Annotated in this window: 14 protein-coding genes and 2 tRNA genes; 3 read left to right on the top strand and 13 right to left on the bottom strand. The window is 68.8% G+C overall.

Features of this window, described 5'->3' with window-relative positions:
• Window positions 1–27: 27 nt before the first annotated feature.
• From mreD to ACIQPT_RS19675, 7 genes are all read right to left on the bottom strand, one after another.
• The gene (mreD, locus tag ACIQPT_RS19705; RefSeq protein WP_401157166.1) at window positions 28–693 is read right to left on the bottom strand and encodes a rod shape-determining protein MreD; all 666 of its coding nucleotides are present in this window, start codon (window positions 691–693) and stop codon (window positions 28–30) included.
• A gap of 11 nt (window positions 694–704) precedes the next feature.
• A complete protein-coding gene (gene mreC, locus ACIQPT_RS19700) occupies window positions 705–1754 on the bottom strand; it encodes a rod shape-determining protein MreC (RefSeq protein ID WP_401157165.1) in 1050 nt (349 codons plus the stop codon).
• A gap of 177 nt (window positions 1755–1931) precedes the next feature.
• Window positions 1932–2951 carry a rod shape-determining protein gene (locus ACIQPT_RS19695; RefSeq protein WP_007448937.1) on the bottom strand — a complete coding sequence of 340 codons (1020 nt, stop codon included), beginning with the start codon at window positions 2949–2951 and terminating at the stop codon, window positions 1932–1934.
• 288 nt (window positions 2952–3239) lie between these two features.
• Window positions 3240–3653: a nucleoside-diphosphate kinase gene (ndk, locus tag ACIQPT_RS19690; protein WP_030077767.1), complete on the bottom strand. Its 414-nt coding sequence runs from the start codon at window positions 3651–3653 to the stop codon at window positions 3240–3242.
• Window positions 3654–3834: 181 nt separating this feature from the next.
• On the bottom strand, window positions 3835–4188 hold the full coding sequence (locus ACIQPT_RS19685; RefSeq protein WP_401157164.1) for a DUF4233 domain-containing protein: 354 nt from the start codon (window positions 4186–4188) through the stop codon (window positions 3835–3837).
• Window positions 4189–4196: 8 nt separating this feature from the next.
• Window positions 4197–5720, bottom strand: coding sequence for a bifunctional folylpolyglutamate synthase/dihydrofolate synthase (locus ACIQPT_RS19680; protein WP_401157163.1), 1524 nt, complete (start codon window positions 5718–5720; stop codon window positions 4197–4199).
• 125 nt (window positions 5721–5845) lie between these two features.
• Entirely contained in the window at window positions 5846–8467 is a 2622-nt protein-coding gene (locus ACIQPT_RS19675; RefSeq protein ID WP_401157162.1) for a valine--tRNA ligase, read from the bottom strand.
• A 298-nt stretch (window positions 8468–8765) separates the two neighbouring features.
• On the opposite strand from ACIQPT_RS19675, the gene ACIQPT_RS19670 reads away from it, so the two are divergent.
• Window positions 8766–9776: a hypothetical protein gene (locus ACIQPT_RS19670; protein WP_401157161.1), complete on the top strand. Its 1011-nt coding sequence runs from the start codon at window positions 8766–8768 to the stop codon at window positions 9774–9776.
• 74 nt (window positions 9777–9850) lie between these two features.
• On the opposite strand, the gene clpX is transcribed toward ACIQPT_RS19670, so the two are convergent.
• From clpX to ACIQPT_RS19645, 5 genes are all read right to left on the bottom strand, one after another.
• The gene (gene clpX / locus ACIQPT_RS19665; protein ID WP_228922617.1) at window positions 9851–11149 is read right to left on the bottom strand and encodes an ATP-dependent Clp protease ATP-binding subunit ClpX; all 1299 of its coding nucleotides are present in this window, start codon (window positions 11147–11149) and stop codon (window positions 9851–9853) included.
• A gap of 156 nt (window positions 11150–11305) precedes the next feature.
• Window positions 11306–11989 carry an ATP-dependent Clp protease proteolytic subunit gene (locus ACIQPT_RS19660; protein ID WP_030077756.1) on the bottom strand — a complete coding sequence of 228 codons (684 nt, stop codon included), beginning with the start codon at window positions 11987–11989 and terminating at the stop codon, window positions 11306–11308.
• An 82-nt stretch (window positions 11990–12071) separates the two neighbouring features.
• Window positions 12072–12677, bottom strand: a complete 606-nt coding sequence (locus tag ACIQPT_RS19655) for an ATP-dependent Clp protease proteolytic subunit (protein WP_030077754.1) — start codon at window positions 12675–12677, stop codon at window positions 12072–12074.
• A 266-nt stretch (window positions 12678–12943) separates the two neighbouring features.
• Complete coding sequence (gene tig, locus ACIQPT_RS19650) at window positions 12944–14344, bottom strand: trigger factor (protein ID WP_401157160.1); 1401 nt, start codon at window positions 14342–14344, stop codon at window positions 12944–12946.
• Between the two features lie 150 nt (window positions 14345–14494).
• Window positions 14495–14571, bottom strand: a tRNA-Pro gene (locus ACIQPT_RS19645).
• A 199-nt stretch (window positions 14572–14770) separates the two neighbouring features.
• Here ACIQPT_RS19645 and ACIQPT_RS19640 point away from each other — a divergent pair.
• Window positions 14771–14844: transfer RNA gene (locus ACIQPT_RS19640), tRNA-Gly, on the top strand.
• Between the two features lie 61 nt (window positions 14845–14905).
• Here ACIQPT_RS19640 and ACIQPT_RS19635 read toward each other — a convergent pair.
• Window positions 14906–15100: a hypothetical protein gene (locus ACIQPT_RS19635; RefSeq protein WP_026290750.1), complete on the bottom strand. Its 195-nt coding sequence runs from the start codon at window positions 15098–15100 to the stop codon at window positions 14906–14908.
• A 510-nt stretch (window positions 15101–15610) separates the two neighbouring features.
• On the opposite strand from ACIQPT_RS19635, the gene ACIQPT_RS19630 reads away from it, so the two are divergent.
• Entirely contained in the window at window positions 15611–16789 is a 1179-nt protein-coding gene (locus ACIQPT_RS19630; RefSeq protein WP_401157159.1) for an acyltransferase family protein, read from the top strand.
• Window positions 16790–16916 lie beyond the last annotated feature (127 nt).

The raw sequence follows: 16916 nt of genomic DNA, 5'->3' as shown, positions 1-16916 counted from the left end.
CCCCGGCGTCCTCTGTCGCGTACGGCTTCACAGTCGCTTGACCCCCTTGATCCTGCCCGCGCGGGCGGCGCGGTTGCGGGCGGCCTTCACGCGCAGGCCGCCGCGCTGGTTGCCGATCCGCAGCCCGGTGCCGGAGGCGAGCCAGCCGGCGGCGACGTCGCTGCCGCCGGAGGAGGCATCGGCGAGCGGGTCGTTCTCGGTGCGTCTGGCCAGCGCCATGATGAGCGGCACCGTGAAGGGCGCCAGCAGCAGGTCGTAGATCGCGGCCGTGAACAGCAGGCTGCCCAGGCCCACATGGCGGGCGGCGGTGTCGCCGACGAGCGCGCCGACGCCCGCGTACAGCAGGGTCGAGCCGATCGCGGCGGCGACGACCACGGCCATCGGGGCGAACGCAGACTTCAGCTGCCCGTTCTCCGGCCGGGCCAGGCCCGCGAGGTAGCCGATGACGCAGAGCACCAGGGCGTAGCGCCCGGCGGCGTGGTCGGCGGGCGGGGCGAGGTCCGCGAGGAGGCCCGCGCCGAAGCCGATGAGGGAGCCGCTGACCGGCCCGTACACGAAGGCGAGTCCGAGGACGGTGAGGAGCAGCAGGTCGGGGACGGCGCCGGGGAGCTGGAGGCGGGCGAGGACGGAGACCTGGACGACGAGGGCGACGACGACCAGGGCGATGGAGAGCAGAGTCCGGTTGATGCGCATGGGGATCAGCTCTACTCCTGGTCGTTGGCCGCGTTGTCGGGTTGGGCGTTGCCCTGCTGATCGCCTGCCGCGTCACCGGCGGCGGCGCCGCCCGGTTCCTCGTTGATGTTGCCGACGACCTTGCCGGAGCCGTCCACGAGGTCGCCGTTGGGCTGGACCGTGACGGTGACCGTGGGGGTCGGCTTCGGCTTCGTCTTGACGGGCTGCTTGGGCAGGACCGTGTCGCGCGGGTCCTGGCGGGGGGCCTGGACGACGACGCCGACGATGTCGAGCTTGGTGAACCCGACGTACGGCTTCACGTAGACGGTCCGGGTCAGTTCGCCGCCGGAGGGGTCGACGCGGACGACCTCGCCGACCGGGACGCCGGGCACGAAGGGCTTGTCCTTGCTGGAGCCGAAGGTGACCAGCCGGTCGCCGGCCTTCACCTTCGCCTTGCCGTTGAGGAACTGCACCGACAGCGGGCGCGAGCCCTGGCCGGTGGCGAAGCCGAGCTCGTCGGTCTTCTCCATCCGGGTGCCGACGGTGAAGTCGGGGTCGTTGGCGAGCAGGACCGTCGCGGTGCTGGGGCCGACGGTGGTGACCCGGCCGACCAGTCCCTCGCCGTTGAGGACGGTCATGTCGCGGCGGATGCCGTCGTCGGCCCCGGCGTCGATGGTGACCGTCCAGGAGAAGCCCTGGGCCGCTCCTATGGCGATGACCTCGGCGCCCTTGATGCCGTACTGGCCGGCGCCCGCGTTCTTCAGCATGGCGTCGAGCTGGCGGACCCGGCTGTTGGTGCGGTCGTCACTGCCGAGCTTGGCCTTCAGCGCGGCGTTCTCCTGCTCCAGCGTGGAGATCCGGTCGTGCCGGTTGCCGGAGTCCCGTACCGCGCCTATGGCGTTGCCCACCGGGTCGACCGCGGCCGCGACGCCGTTCTCGACCGGCCCGAAGACGGTGGCCGCGGCCTGCCGCGCGCCGTCGACCGGTGACTCCTCGCCGCCTCGGATATCCACCGTGATCAGGGCGAATGCGATGGCGATCAAGAGCACCAGGAGCAGCCGGCTCTCTCGTGTGTCCCTCACGTGCGGCGGCCGTGCCTTCCTCGTCGGAATGTTCGTGCCTGTGTATGCGTGGCTGTCTGTACGTCAGCACCTGCGTACGTCGATACGTGTACAGCAACGATCTATATCAACGATCCGGCGGGCGGAGCCGCAGCGTCCGCGGTCCGCGCGCCGGATCGGGGTGGTGTCCTGCCCGTCTCAGCGACGGGGCTGGGCGTCCAGCACCTGCTGGAGCGCCTCGAACTCCTCGACGCACTTGCCGGAGCCGAGCGCCACCGAGTCCAGGGGGTCCTCGGCGATGTGGATCGGCATGCCGGTCTCGTGGCGCAGCCGCTCGTCCAGACCGCGCAGCAGCGCGCCGCCGCCGGTGAGGACGATGCCGCGGTCCATGACGTCGCCGGACAGCTCGGGCGGGCACTTGTCGAGCGTCGTCTTCACGGCGTCGACGATCGCGTTGACCGGTTCCTCGATGGCCTTGCGGACCTCGGCGGCCGAGATGACGACCGTCTTGGGCAGCCCGGAGACCAGGTCGCGGCCACGGATCTCGGTGTGCTCGTCCTTCTCCAGGTCGAACGCCGAACCGATGGTGATCTTGATCTGTTCGGCGGTCCGCTCACCGAGGAGGAGCGAGTACTCCTTCTTGATGTGCTGGATGATCGCGTTGTCCAGTTCGTCACCGGCGGTGCGGATCGACTGGGCAGTGACGATTCCGCCGAGCGAGATCACGGCGACCTCGGTGGTGCCGCCGCCGATGTCGACGACCATGTTCCCGGTGGCCTCGTGGACCGGGAGGCCGGAGCCGATGGCGGCGGCCATGGGCTCCTCGATGATGTGCACCTGGCGCGCGCCGGCCTGCGTGGACGCCTCGATGACGGCACGGCGCTCGACCCCGGTGATACCGGAGGGCACGCAGACGACGACACGGGGGCGGGCCAGGTAGCGGCGCTTGTGGATCTTGAGGATGAAGTAGCGGAGCATCCGCTCGGTGATCTCGAAGTCGGCGATCACGCCGTCCTTCAGCGGCCGCACGGCAACGATGTTGCCCGGCGTGCGCCCGATCATCTTCTTGGCCTCGGAGCCGACCGCCAGAATCCCGCCGGTGTTGGTGTTGATGGCCACGACGGACGGCTCGTTCAGGACGATGCCGCGCCCCCTGACGTACACCAGCGTGTTGGCAGTCCCGAGGTCGATAGCCATGTCACGGCCGATGAACGACATTGAGTTCCCCTTGTTCCCCATGAGGATGCGTCGGGCCTTCCCAGGTAGCGAAGATGGCTTGTTCTGGTAGGCGAGGTTGGCGCTGCGGGCGTGGAAGCTTCCATCGTAGTGCCGTATGCACGGACACAGCGCGAGGGTCCTTCGCCATTGTGAGCGGAACGGGTGGCCGTTCTACCCATGGTGACGTTACGTCGGAGGGATGCGTTCCCGCGATCCCAAACCCTATGCCGAGGGGCGACCGAATTACTTCGGTCGCCCCAGGCGTACAGCGCTGTTTGGCCGATCGGGTCAGGAAAGTCCCGGAAAGAAAAGCTTCAGTTCTCGCTCTGCGGACTCCTCGGAGTCCGAGGCGTGGATGAGGTTCTCCCGGGTGATCGTGCCGAAGTCACCACGGATCGACCCGGGCGCGGCGGCGATCGGGTCGGTGGGGCCTGCCAGGGTGCGGATGCCCTCAATGACCCGCTCACCTTCGGCCACCAGGGCGACGACGGGGCCGGAGGCCATGAACTCCATGAGCGGCTCGTAGAACGGGCGGCCCTTGTGCTCGCCGTAGTGCTGCTCCAGCGTCTCGTGGTCCAGGGTGCGCAGCTCCAGCGCGGTGATCCGCCAGTCCGCCTTGCGCTCGATGCGGCCGACGATCTCGCCGATCAGGCCACGGCGGACCGCGTCGGGCTTGAGCAGGACGAGAGTGCGCTGAGTCATGTACGGCTCCTTGCAAGGCCAGGCATACGGGTGCGGTGAGGGCGAGATTACAGGGGTACGGAGACGGGTCTGCGCCCGGGTTCACCCAGGGTCACCTTCGGGCCCCGGTTTTCCGGGGCCCGGACGGGCCGGCTTCGGGGCCCGGGCGGGCCGGCCGCGTGTGTCCGGCGGGCTCGCGACCTCAGGCCGTGGCCTCGCCGGCCTCCTGCTGGGCGGCCCAGTTGGCCTTGGCCTCGTCGATCTTGCGGCCGTAGTGGATCGAGGCCCACCACAGGCCGCCGAAGGCCAGCCCCAGGATGAACATCGTCGGGACCACGAAACCGCTGAGGACCAGCGCGATCTGCAGCGCCCAGCCCAGCTGGACACCGCCGGGCCGGGTGATCATTCCGCACAGCAGCACGGACAGGGCCATGCCGATGCCGCACACCGTCCAGACCAGGGCCATGGAGGCGTCGTCCAGCTTCATCGCGACGAGACCGGCGAAGCCGATCACGAAGAACTCGCCGATCAGCGTCGAGGCGCAGAGCGTCCGCATACCGTCCCTCAGCCCCTTCCCAGCAGCAGCCGGGCTTCGCCGACCGTGATCACGGATCCGGTCACCAGCACCCCGGCGCCCGCGTACTCGTCGTCCTCCTCGGCCAGCGTGATCGCCGCCTCCAGCGCGTCGTCGAGACGCGGCTCGACCTGGACCCGGTCGTCGCCGAAGACCTCGACGGCGACGGCGGCCAGCTCGTCCGCGTCCATCGCGCGGCCGGTGGAGTTCTGGGTGACCACGATTTCGGCGAAGATCGGCTCGAAGGCCTCCAGGAGCCCGCGGGCGTCCTTGTCACCGCTCGTGCCGACCACGCCGATCAGCCGGGAGAAGCTGAACGCCTCGGAGATGCCGTCCGCCGCCGCCTTGGCCCCCGCCGGGTTGTGCGCGGCGTCCAGCACGACGGTCGGGCTGGAGCGCACGACCTCCAGACGGCCGGGCGAGAGCACCGAGGCGAACGCCTTGCGGATCGCGTCGATGTCGAGGGAGCGGGCCTGCTCGGCGCCGATACCGAAGAACGCCTCGACCGCGGAGAGCGCGACGGCGGCGTTGTGCGCCTGGTGGGCCCCGTACAGCGGAAGGAAGATGTTGTCGTACTCGCCGCCGAGACCGCGCAGGGTCAGCAGCTGTCCGCCGACCGCGATCTCCCGGGAGGTGACGCCGAACTCCATGCCCTCGCGGGCCACGGTGGCGTCCACCTCGACGGCCTTCTTCAGCATCACCTGCGCGGCGTCCACCGGCTGCTGCGCCAGGATGACCGTGGCGCCCGGCTTGATGACCCCGGCCTTCTCGCCGGCGATCTCGGCCGGCGTGGTGCCGAGCCGGTCGGTGTGGTCCAGCGAGATCGGGGTGACGACGGCGACGGTGGAGTCGATGACGTTGGTGGCGTCCCAGGTGCCGCCCATGCCGACCTCGACGACCGCCACATCGACGGGCGCGTCGGCGAAGGCCGCGTACGCCATGCCGGTGAGGACCTCGAAGAAGGAGAGGCGGTAGGGCTGCTGGGCGTCGACCATCTCGACGTACGGCTTGATGTCCTCGTACGTCTCGATGAACCGCTCGGGCTCGATCGGGGAGCCGTCGAGGCTGATCCGCTCGGTGATCGACTGGACGTGCGGGGAGGTGTAGCGGCCGGTGCGCAGCTCGAAGGCGTTGAGCAGGGCCTCGATCATGCGGGCCGTGCTGGTCTTGCCGTTGGTGCCGGTGATGTGGATGGAGGGGTAGGCGCGCTGCGGCTCGCCGAGGACGTCCATCAGCGCGGCGATGCGCGTGACGGACGGCTCCAGCTTGGTCTCGCCCCAGCGTCCGGCGAGCTCCTGCTCCACCGCGCGCAGTGCCTTGTCGGTCTCGGGGTCGGCCGGGCGGGCCGGGACCGCTTCGCCCTGCGGGTGGCCCGAGTGGGTGCGCAGTGTGCGGCTCCCGGCCTCGATCACCGCCAGGTCGGGGTCGCGCTGGGTCGCTTCGTCGACGATCTCCTCGAAGGTGTCGTCGGGATCGGACGCGTCGTGCCGGTCTGAAGGGCGGGGCTCACTCACGGGCCCCAGTCTACGGATGGGCACCGACATCGCACGCAGCGCCCGGCGAACGGTCCGGAAGACGTACGGGGAAGCCCCCGCATCCCCGGTCGGTCGGGGGTACGGGGGCTTCGTCCAGCAGCAGATCAGGCCTGCGGGAGGCCCGCCAGCTGGGCGCCGATCCGCTCGATGTCGGCCTCGGCCTTGGAGAGCCGGCCGCGGATCTTGTCGACCACGTTGTCCGGGGCCTTGGCCAGGAAGGCCTCGTTGCCGAGCTTCCCGGTGGCCTGGGCCTTCTCCTTCTGCGCGGCCTCCAGGTCCTTCGTGAGGCGCTTGCGCTCGGCGGCCACGTCGATCGTGCCGGAGAGGTCCAGGGCGACGGTGACCCCGGCGACCGGGAGGGACGCGGTGGCGTGGAAGCCGTCGCCGGCGGGCTGGAGCCGGGTGACCTGGCGCATGGCCGCCTCGTGCGGAGCCAGCGCCGTGCCGGTCAGGGTCAGCTCGGCCGGGACCTTCTGGCCGGGCTGGAGGCCCTGGTCGTTGCGGAAGCGGCGGACCTCGGTGACGACCTGCTGGACCAGCTCGATCTCCTTCTCGGCCGCGTCGTCGCGGAAGCCGGAGTCGCCCGGCCACTCGGCGATGACGATCGACTCGCGCCCGGTGAGCGCGGTCCACAGCGCCTCCGTGACGAACGGGACGATCGGGTGCAGCAGCCGCAGCATCACGTCCAGGACCTCGCCGAGGACCCGGCCCGAGACCTCGGCCGGGCGGCCGCCCGCGAAGAACGTGGTCTTGGAGAGCTCGACGTACCAGTCGAAGACCTCGTCCCACGCGAAGTGGCGCAGGGACTCGCTGATCTTGGCGAACTGGAAGTCGTCGTAGAACGCGTCGACGTCCGCGACCGTCTTGTTGAGCCGCGACAGGATCCAGCGGTCGGTGACCGACATCTCCTCGACCGGGGGCAGGTCGCCCTCGATCGTGGCGCCGTTCATCAGGGCGAAACGGGTGGCGTTCCAGATCTTGTTGGAGAACTTCGCCGAGCCCTGGACCCAGTCCTCGCCGATCGGCACGTCGGTGCCCGGGTTGGCGCCGCGCGCGAGGGTGAAGCGCAGGGCGTCGGAGCCGTACTTGTCCATCCAGTCCAGCGGGTTGACCACGTTGCCGAAGGACTTCGACATCTTCTTGCCGTGCTCGTCGCGGACCATGCCGTGCAGGACGATGGTCCCGAACGGCGGGACGCCGTCGTTGACGTACAGGCCGAACATCATCATCCGGGCGACCCAGAAGAAGAGGATGTCGTAGCCGGTGACCAGGACGGAGTTCGGGTAGAACTTCGCGAGGCTGTCGGTCCGTTCGGGCCAGCCGAGCGTGGAGAAGGGCCACAGGCCCGAGGAGAACCAGGTGTCCAGGACGTCGCTGTCCTGGGTCCAGCCCTCACCGCTGGGCGCCTCGTCGTCCGGTCCGACGCAGACGACCTCGCCGTTCGGGCCGTACCAGACGGGGATGCGGTGGCCCCACCAGAGCTGGCGCGAGATGCACCAGTCGTGGAGGTTGTCGACCCAGTCGAAGTACCGCTTCTCCATCTCCTGCGGGTGGATCTTGACCTTGCCGTCGCGGACCGCGTCACCGGCGGCCTCGGCGAGCGGGGCGACCTTGACCCACCACTGGAGGGAGAGGCGCGGCTCGATGGTGGTCTTGCAGCGCGAGCAGTGACCCACCGAGTGGACGTACGGCCGCTTCTCGGCGACGATCCGGCCCTCGGCGCGCAGGGCGGCGACGATGGCGGAGCGGGCCTCCAGCCGGTCCAGGCCCTCGAAGGGGCCGGGGACGGTGATGACCGCGCGCTCGTCGAGGACGGTGATGAACGGCAGGTCGTGGCGGTTGCCGATCTCGAAGTCGTTCGGGTCGTGCGCGGGGGTCACCTTGACCGCGCCGGTGCCGAACTCCGGGTCGACGTGGTGGTCGGCGACGACGGGGATCGTGCGGTCGGTCAGCGGCAGCTTGATCTGCTTGCCGATCAGGTGCTGGTAGCGCTCGTCGTCGGGGTGGACGGCGACGGCGGTGTCACCGAGCATCGTCTCGGCGCGGGTGGTGGCGACGACGATGGTCTCGTCCCCGTCCCCGTACGTCATGGAGACGAGCTCGCCGTCGTCCTCCTGGTACTCGACCTCGATGTCGGAGATCGCGGTGAGACAGCGGGGGCACCAGTTGATGATGCGCTCGGCGCGGTAGATCAGCCCGTCGTCGTACATCTGCTTGAAGACGGTCTGGACGGCCTTGGACAGGCCCTCGTCCATGGTGAAGCGCTCACGGGACCAGGCGACGCCCTCGCCGAGGCGGCGCATCTGGCCGGAGATCTGGCCGCCGGACTCGTTCTTCCACTGCCAGACGCGCTCGACGAAGGCCTCGCGGCCCAGGTCGTGGCGGGACTTGCCCTCCTTGCCGAGCTCGCGCTCGACGACGTTCTGGGTGGCGATGCCGGCGTGGTCCATGCCCGGCTGGTAGAGCGCCTCGAAGCCCTGCATCCGCTTCCGGCGGACGAGGGCGTCGATCAGGGTGTGCTCGAAGGCGTGGCCCAGGTGGAGGGAGCCGGTGACGTTCGGCGGCGGGATGACGATGCTGTAGGGCGGCTTGTCGCTGTGCTCGTCGGCTTCGAAGTAACCACGCTCTACCCAGCGCTCGTACAGCTTCCCCTCTACATCGGCCGGCGCGTACTGGGTCGGCAGTTCGGGGTTGCTGGCTGGCTGCTGCGATGAGTTCTCGGTCACGGGAGACAGTTTAGGGCCGTCACAGGTCTGCACTGAAACGGATTGGTTCAGTAACGGTGTACGACCCGCTCCCCCATGTCAGGGCGGCTTCCGTCAGGATGTTCGCAACGCATAGGACCGACCGGCACGTGGAGGGCGGAAGAAGGAGCGGGGCTGGGTGCGTGCAGCTGCAAGGCGGAGGATTGAGTCAACGCGGAGCGTTGGTGATTGACGACAACGCCGCAGATGCGCGTGCCCAGCCCCGCGACGCCGCCCTCCACGTGTCGGTCGGTCCGAGAATTCTGGAGGGGACACCGCAATGAGCTACAACCAGCCGGGCCCGTACGGTGGGCAGCCGCCGCAGGGCCAGCCCGGACCGTACGGACAGCAGCCGGGCCCGTACGGCGCCCCGCCGCCCCAGGGCCCCCCGCAGGGCCAGCCCGGCTACGGTTACCCGCAGCAGGCCCCGCAGGGTGTCCCCCCGCAGCAGCCGAACCCGTACGGGCAGCCCCAGCAGCCGCCGCAGGGCTACGGCTACCCGCAGGCCCAGCAGCCGGGCCCGTACGGCCAGCAGCCGCCCACGCCTCCGTACGGCGGCCAGCCGGCGTACGGCGCCCAGCCGCCCCCGCAGCCGAAGAAGAAGACCGGGCTGATCATCGGTGGCGCCGTGGTGGCGCTGGCGGTCATCGCGGGCGGGGTGTACTTCTTCACCTCCGGCAACGCGAGCAACAGTGATGTGGCCGACTCCACCAAGGGCTACAAGCTGACGCCCGCCGCCTCGGTGGACGACTACACGAAGGACCCGTCCAAGCCCGCGACGTCCGGCCCGCTGACGGGTCAGTCGAAGGCCGACGCCGAGGCCTCTGGGGTCAAGAATCCGCAGCAGGCGGGCGCCCAGTACAAGGGCGGTTCCGAGGACAACCCGCTCACGCAGAAGATGATCCTGCTCCAGGGCTACTGGGGCGAGGTCGAGGACCCGGCCAAGGTCATCAACAGCTTCTTCGGCGAGGCCGAGAAGAAGATGGGCGCGACCAACAACGGCAACGAGGTCTCGCTCGTCGGCAGCCCCGAGGACGTCAAGCCGTCCGGTTTCGACGGCGCCCTGATGAGATGCCAGGACATCAAGACAATCAACGGCAAGGCCGACGGCACCGCCGCGAAGGGGCCGAAGGAGATCATCACGCCGGTCTGCATCTGGGCCGACTACAGCACCATCGGTATGGTCATCGCCGCCGACGCCAGCACCGCGCTGACCGGCAAGGGCATGGCTCAGGACGATGTCGCGGCCCTCGCCGCCAAGCTCTACAACACCTCCCGCACCAAGATCTGACCGCTCAACGCCGAAGGGGCGCCCGGCCAGATCATCCGGTGGGCGCCCCTTCGGCGTACGCAAGTCGTCTGCCGCTACGCGGACTTCTCGTGCCGGCCGCCGTCGTTCTTGCCGATCGTGCGCGGCTCGCGCGGGACCAGCGTCGGGTTGACGTTGTTGCGGACCACGTCCGGGGTGATGACCACGCGGGCGACGTCCTTGCGGGACGGGACCTCGTACATCACGGACTGGAGGACTTCCTCCATGATCGCCCGCAGACCGCGTGCGCCGGTCTGGCGCAGGATCGCCTGGTCGGCGATGGCCTCCAGCGCCTCGCGCTCGAAGTCCAGCTCCACACCGTCGAGTTCGAAGAGGCGCTGGTACTGCTTGACCAGGGCGTTGCGCGGCTCGATGAGGATCTGGAGCAGGGCCTCGCGGTCCAGGTTGTGGACCGAGGTCAGCACGGGGAGACGGCCGATGAACTCGGGGATCATCCCGAACTTCACCAGGTCCTCCGGCATGACCTCCTGGAACTGGTCGCTCGCCTGGATCTCCAGCTTGGAGCGGATCGTGGCGCCGAAGCCGATGCCCTTGGCGCCGGCCCGGGACTCGATGATCTTCTCCAGGCCGGAGAACGCGCCGCCCACGATGAACAGCACGTTCGTCGTGTCGATCTGGATGAACTCCTGGTGGGGGTGCTTGCGTCCGCCCTGCGGCGGGACGGAGGCGGTGGTGCCCTCCAGGATCTTCAGCAGGGCCTGCTGCACGCCCTCGCCGGAGACATCGCGGGTGATCGACGGGTTCTCGCTCTTGCGGGCGACCTTGTCGATCTCGTCGATGTAGATGATCCCGGTCTCGGCCTTCTTGACGTCGTAGTCGGCCGCCTGGATCAGCTTGAGCAGGATGTTCTCGACGTCCTCGCCGACATAGCCGGCCTCCGTCAGCGCCGTCGCGTCCGCGATGGCGAACGGGACGTTGAGCATGCGGGCCAGCGTCTGCGCGAGCAGCGTCTTACCGGAACCCGTGGGGCCCAGCAGGAGGATGTTCGACTTGGCGAGCTCGATCGCGTCCTCGCGATGGGCGCCGCCGCCGTTCTCCCCGGCCTGGACCCGCTTGTAGTGGTTGTACACCGCGACCGAGAGGGCCTTCTTCGCGGGCTCCTGCCCGACGACGTACCCCTCGAGGAACTCGTAGATCTCGCGAGGCTTGGGAAGCTCTTCCCAGCGCACCTCGCTCGTCTCCGCGAGCTCCTCCTCGATGATCTCGTTGCAGAGATCGATGCACTCGTCGCAGATGTACACACCGGGTCCCGCGATGAGCTTCTTCACCTGCTTCTGGCTCTTTCCGCAGAACGAGCACTTGAGCAGGTCGCCGCCATCACCGATGCGTGCCACGAGGTGCTTCCCCTTCGCCTGGGAGACGCCTGGTTCAGCGGCTCCTGGTGCCTCTATCCGACGGTACCTTGCCTGGGCCCCCGTTCGGGCCCCCCTTGGCACGGTTCACACGGCCGTGGTCGTGCAAACGGAATGTGCCAAGGGGAAAGACCGACGTCAGAGCGATGCGCCCGCGGTGGTCTTGCGGGTGCTAACGATCTGGTCGACCAGACCGTACGCGAGGGCGTCCTCGGCCGTGAGGATCTTGTCGCGCTCGATGTCCTCGCTGATCTTCTCCAGCGGGGTCGTCGAGTGCCGGGCCAGCATCTCCTCCAGCTGCGTACGCATACGGAGGATCTCGTTGGCCGCGATCTCCAGGTCGGAGAGCTGCTCGCGGCCCGTCTGCGAGGACGGCTGGTGGATGAGCACCCGGGCGTGCGGGAGCGCCATGCGCTTGCCCGGGGTGCCCGCGGCGAGCAGGACGGCGGCGGCGGAGGCCGCCTGGCCCATGCAGACCGTCTGGATGTCCGGCTTCACGAACTGCATCGTGTCGTAGATCGCGGTGAGCGCGGTGAACGAGCCGCCGGGGCTGTTGATGTAGATCGAGATGTCGCGGTCGGGGTCCATCGACTCCAGGCACAGCAGCTGCGCCATGACGTCGTTGGCCGAGGCGTCGTCGATCTGGACGCCCAGGAAGATCACGCGCTCCTCGAAGAGCTTCGCGTACGGGTCGTACTCGCGCACGCCCTGCGAGGTGCGCTCCACGAAGCGCGGGACGACGTAGCGGTTGTCCACCTGCGGGCCGGTGTAGAGGCCGCTCGCGGAGGCGCCGGTGTAGTTGTTCATGTGGGTCTTCACCATCCTGGTGGCGTTCTGGGGCTGGAGGTCTCGGCGTACGAGAGGGTCGTGCGGGAGCGGTGCCGACGGTCCGGTGGGAACCGGATCAGGCACCGGTGCCGCCGCCGCCCGGGATGCCCGACGCGAACGTGATGATCTCGTCGATGAGGCCGTACTCCTTGGCCTCCTCCGCCGTGTACCAGCGGTCGCGGTCGCCGTCACGGATGATCGTCTCGACGGTCTGGCCGGAGTGACGGGCGGTGATCTCCGCCATCCGCGTCTTGGTGCGGAGCAGGTACTCGGCCTGGATCTTGATGTCCGAGGCCGTGCCACCGATGCCGGCCGAGCCCTGGTGCATGAGGATGTCGGTGTTCGGGAGCGCGAAGCGCTTGCCCGCGGCGCCGCCGGTGAGCAGGAACTGGCCCATGGAGGCGGCCATGCCCATGCCGATGGTGACGACGTCGTTGGGGATGTACTGCATGGTGTCGTAGACCGCCATGCCGGCCGTCACCGAACCACCGGGGCTGTTGATGTAGAGGTAGATGTCCTTGTCCGGATCAGCGGCAAGGAGGAGAAGCTGTGCGGTGATCTTGTTGGCGATGTCATCGTCGACCTGCTGACCGAGGAAGATGATGCGCTCGCCGAGCAGTCGGCTGTAGACCTGGTCACCGAGGCCTCCACCGAGGGACGGCTCTCCGGCGGCGTAGGGCATCAGATTCGTCACGTATCCACCTGCTCGTCTCTGACGGCTCCGGCCGTCTCAGCGTCTTCGTACCGGGCGGGTGAAGTCACTGCCCCACCCTTCCTCTTCATGGACCCTAACGCGCAGGTGGGACAACGCCATCCCGCTTCCGCAACTGTTCGCTGGGAGCGCAAGGTCCGCAGTGGGCACAAGGGTTCCGGCGCCGCACGGCCATACGACGACGGGCCCCGAACACAGGAAGCGTTCGGGGCCCGTCGTGCGGATCAGGGCGAGGCTCAGGCCTCGTTCTTCTCCTCGGCCTTCTCCTCCGCCTTGTCCTCGGTGGCGGCCTCGACCGTCTCCGTGGCCCCGGCGGCGGCCTCGTCCTCGTCCTCGAGGTCGACGACCTCACCGTTGGTGTCGACGACCTTGGCGGCCTCGACGACGACGGCGAGCGCCTTGCCGCGGGCGACCTCGCCGACGAGCATCGGCACCTGGCCACCCTCGACGACGGCCTGGGCGAACTGGTCGGGGCTCATGCCGGAGGAAGCAGCGCGCCGCATGAGGTGCTCGGTGAGCTCCTCCTGGTTGACGTTCAGCTTCTCCTTGTTGACGAGCTCGTCCAGGATGAACTGGGTCTTGATGCCCTTGATGGCCTGCTCGGAGGTCTCGTTCTCGAACTCCTCCAGGGTCTTGCCCTGGATCTCGAGGTACTTCTCGAGGTCGAGACCCATCTGACCGAGCTGGTGGTGCTCCAGGTTGTGCTTGCGGGTCTGGACCTCGTCCGCGAGCAGCTTCTCCGGGATCGGGACCTCGGCGAGCTTCAGCAGCTCCTCCAGGACCCGCTCCTGGGCCTGGGTGGCCTGGTCGTACTGCTTGGTGGTCTCCAGGCGCTTGCGGCTGTCGGCCTTCAGCTCCTCCAGCGTGTCGAACTCGCTGGCCATCTGGGCGAAGTCGTCGTCCAGCTCGGGAAGCTCACGGGCGGCGACGGCGGTGACCTTGACGGTGACCTCCGCGGCCTTGCCCTCGGCGGAGCCGCCCTTCAGCTCAGAGGTGAAGGTGGCCTCGCCACCGGCCTCCAGGCCGGTCACGGCCTCGTCGATGCCGTCGAGGAGCTCGCCGGAACCGATGGTGTACGAGACACCGTCGGCCACGCCGTCCTCCAGGATCTCGCCGTCGACCTTGGCCTCCAGGTCGATGGTGACGACGTCGCCGTCGGCGGCGGCGCGCTCGACCGGGTTGGTGGCGGCGAAGCGCTCGCGGAGCTGCTCCACGGCCTTCTCGACCTCTTCGTCGGTGACCTCAAGGGCGTCGACGGTGACCTCGATGCCGGAGTAGTCCGGGATCTCGATCTCGGGGCGTACGTCAACCTCGGCGGTGAAGGCCAGCAGCTCGCCGTCCTTCAGCTCGGTGATGTCGACCTCGGGCTGGCCGAGGACGTTCAGCTCACCCTCGTTGACCGCCTCGGTGTAGAACTTCGGGAGGGCGTCGTTGACGGCCTCCTCCAGCACCGCACCGCGGCCGAACCGCTGGTCGATGACCCGGGCGGGGATCTTGCCCTTGCGGAAGCCCTTCACCGTGACCTGCTGGTTGATCTTCTTGTACGCCGCGTCGAGGCTGTCCTTGAGCTCCTCGAAGGGCACCTCAATGCTGAGCCGAACCCGGGTCGGGTTCAGGGTCTCCACGGCGCTCTTCACGGTTCGGTCTCCTTGGTGGCTGACTTCTTGGGGTTCTGCTGGGCCGCCGATTGGCGGCTTCGCGGACCGAGCCCGGTACATCAGACACACGGGCACGCATTTTGCATAGTAACGGCAAGGGGGAGGACTCCCACAATGCGATCTTGCTGGTGGTCGGGGTGGCCGGATTCGAACCGACGACCTTCCGCTCCCAAAGCGGACGCGCTACCAAGCTGCGCCACACCCCGTCGGTGCGACACGTAGGGTACATGCACGGGGGCCGTGATTCCGCCGCTTTACGGAGCGGTGGCGGGGCCCCGTCCGGTGTTCGGTCCGGGATCGGGTCGGGTTCGGTCCGGCGGCCGGCACAACAGGTGTGCGGGCACCGCCGCCGACCCGCTACGATGCTCTTCGTGCCGCGGTCCACAGACCTGCGGTGCGACGCTTGCGGGCGTAGCTCAATGGTAGAGCCCTAGTCTTCCAAACTAGCTACGCGGGTTCGATTCCCGTCGCCCGCTCCACGCAGTCGAGGGCCGGGCCGGAGGATCATCCTCCGGCCCGGCCCTCGCGCGTCGGCGGGCCTCAGAAGCTGATCTGGTTGATGGTGTCGGCTATCGAGTTCATGAACCTGTTGATCGACGGGGCCATGCCGGTCGATGCCAGGAAGAAGCCGAAGAGGACGGCGACGATCGCGGGACCGGCCTTGATGGAGCCGCCACGGATCATTACCACCAGGATGACCGCGAACAGCAGCACCATAGACAGTGAAATAGCCACGTCTGATCACACCCTCGGTCGGTCCGCCTTGCCGGCCCGGAAGCGTGCACCACCGCGCGCCCCGTCACCCCCATCGTGCCACCAACTCCCCCGTGGTTGCTGCCGGGTGACGGAACGGACTGACGGGATCCCGCCATCCTTCACGGGTATGCGTCGGCGCGGTGGTGGCACCGCCCGGCGCCCGGTCCCGCCCCGTGCGCCGGGGTGCGCGGGAAGCGCCCGGGACCCGCGCCGTCCGCGCGCTCCCTGTGTGTCCGCTGTGAAATCCCCGCGGCCGAATATCCACCGCATCGATCGTTTCCGCATCACCACACTTCATTCACAGTCAATTGACGGCGTGGATGCGACGTAATTCACTCCGCCCAACATCCTTCCGATATGCCCCATTTAAGAGGGATCAAGGGTGTCATAGCGGGCGGTGTTCGACGGTTTCACATTCGAATAGAGGGGAACACGCGATATCTCCCGGCAGTTTTACGGGAGGCAATCGACCGGTCTAAGGTGCCTTAGATGTTCCAAGCTCCGAGCGCATTTCAGAGGGCCCCGCTCCCCCCGGCGGCCCGGGAGTCGACCCGGGAGTCGGAGCCCAGACACGAGCAGACGCTCGCCGCCACGGCCACCCGGCCCGCCCCTGAGCCCGGTGCGTCGGGCGCCGCCGCTCCGGCGCCCGCGGCGGCGCGGAAGCGCGATCCCTACTTCGACAATGTGAAGTATCTGGCCATCGTTCTCGTCGCGGTGGCGCATGCCTGGGAACCCGTGATGGACGGCAGCCGCGCCACCCGGGCGTTGTACATGATCGTGTACATGTTCCACATGCCGGCCTTCATCCTGATCTCCGGCTATTTCTCGCGGTCGTTCGACATGACGCCGCCCAAGGTGAAGCGGCTGATCACCTCGGTCGCGGTGCCGTACGTGCTGTTCGAGACGGCCTATTCGCTCTTCAAGCGGTACGCGGACGATTCGCCCGACATGGCGATCAGCCTGATCGACCCGTTCTACCTGACCTGGTTCCTGATCGCCCTGTTCATCTGGCGGGTGACCACGCCGATCTGGCGCACGCTGCGCCATCCGCTGCCGGTGGCGCTCGCCATCGCCATGCTCGCCTCCATCTCCCCCGACATCGGCGACGACCTCGATCTTCAGCGGGTCCTGCAGTTCCTGCCGTTCTTCGTGCTCGGTCTGCTGATGAAGCCCGAGCACTTCCAGCTGGTCAGGCGGCGCGAGGTGCGGCTGCTGTCCCTGCCGCTGTTCGCGGGCGCGCTGCTCTTCGCGTACTGGATCGCCCCGCGCCTGCAGCTGGGCTGGCTCTACCGCGCCAACAGCGCGCAGGAGATGGACGCCCCGTGGTGGTCGGGCGCGGTGATGACGCTCGCGATGTTCGGCTGCGCCCTGGCGCTGACGATCGGCTTCCTGGCCTGGGTGCCCGGCCGGGCCAGGTGGTTCACGGTGCTCGGCGCCGGCACGATCTGCGGCTATCTGCTGCACGGCTTCCTGATCAAGGGGGCCGAGTACGCGGGTCTGTTCGACCGCTACACCTGGCTCTCCGACCCGGTCGGACTGGTCGTCGTCTCCCTCACGGCGGCGGTGGCCGTGACGCTCCTGTGCACCCCGCTGGTGGGCCGCGCCCTGAAGTGGGCCACCGAGCCGGACATGGCGTGGGCGTTCCGGAAGGACCCCGCGAAGCGCTGAGCCCCGGCGGGGGGGGCGGGGGGGGGGCCGCCGCCCCCCCCCCCCCCCCCCCCCCCCCCCCAAACACCCCCCCCCCCCCCCCCCGCCCGCACCCCCCCCCCCCCCCCCCCCCCCCCCCCCCCCCGGC

Source organism: Streptomyces sp. NPDC091289, from assembly GCF_044757365.1.
GTDB lineage: Bacteria > Actinomycetota > Actinomycetes > Streptomycetales > Streptomycetaceae > Streptomyces.
Note: the sequence above shows the minus strand (reverse complement) of the source record. Positions and strands in the feature narration are given on the sequence as shown.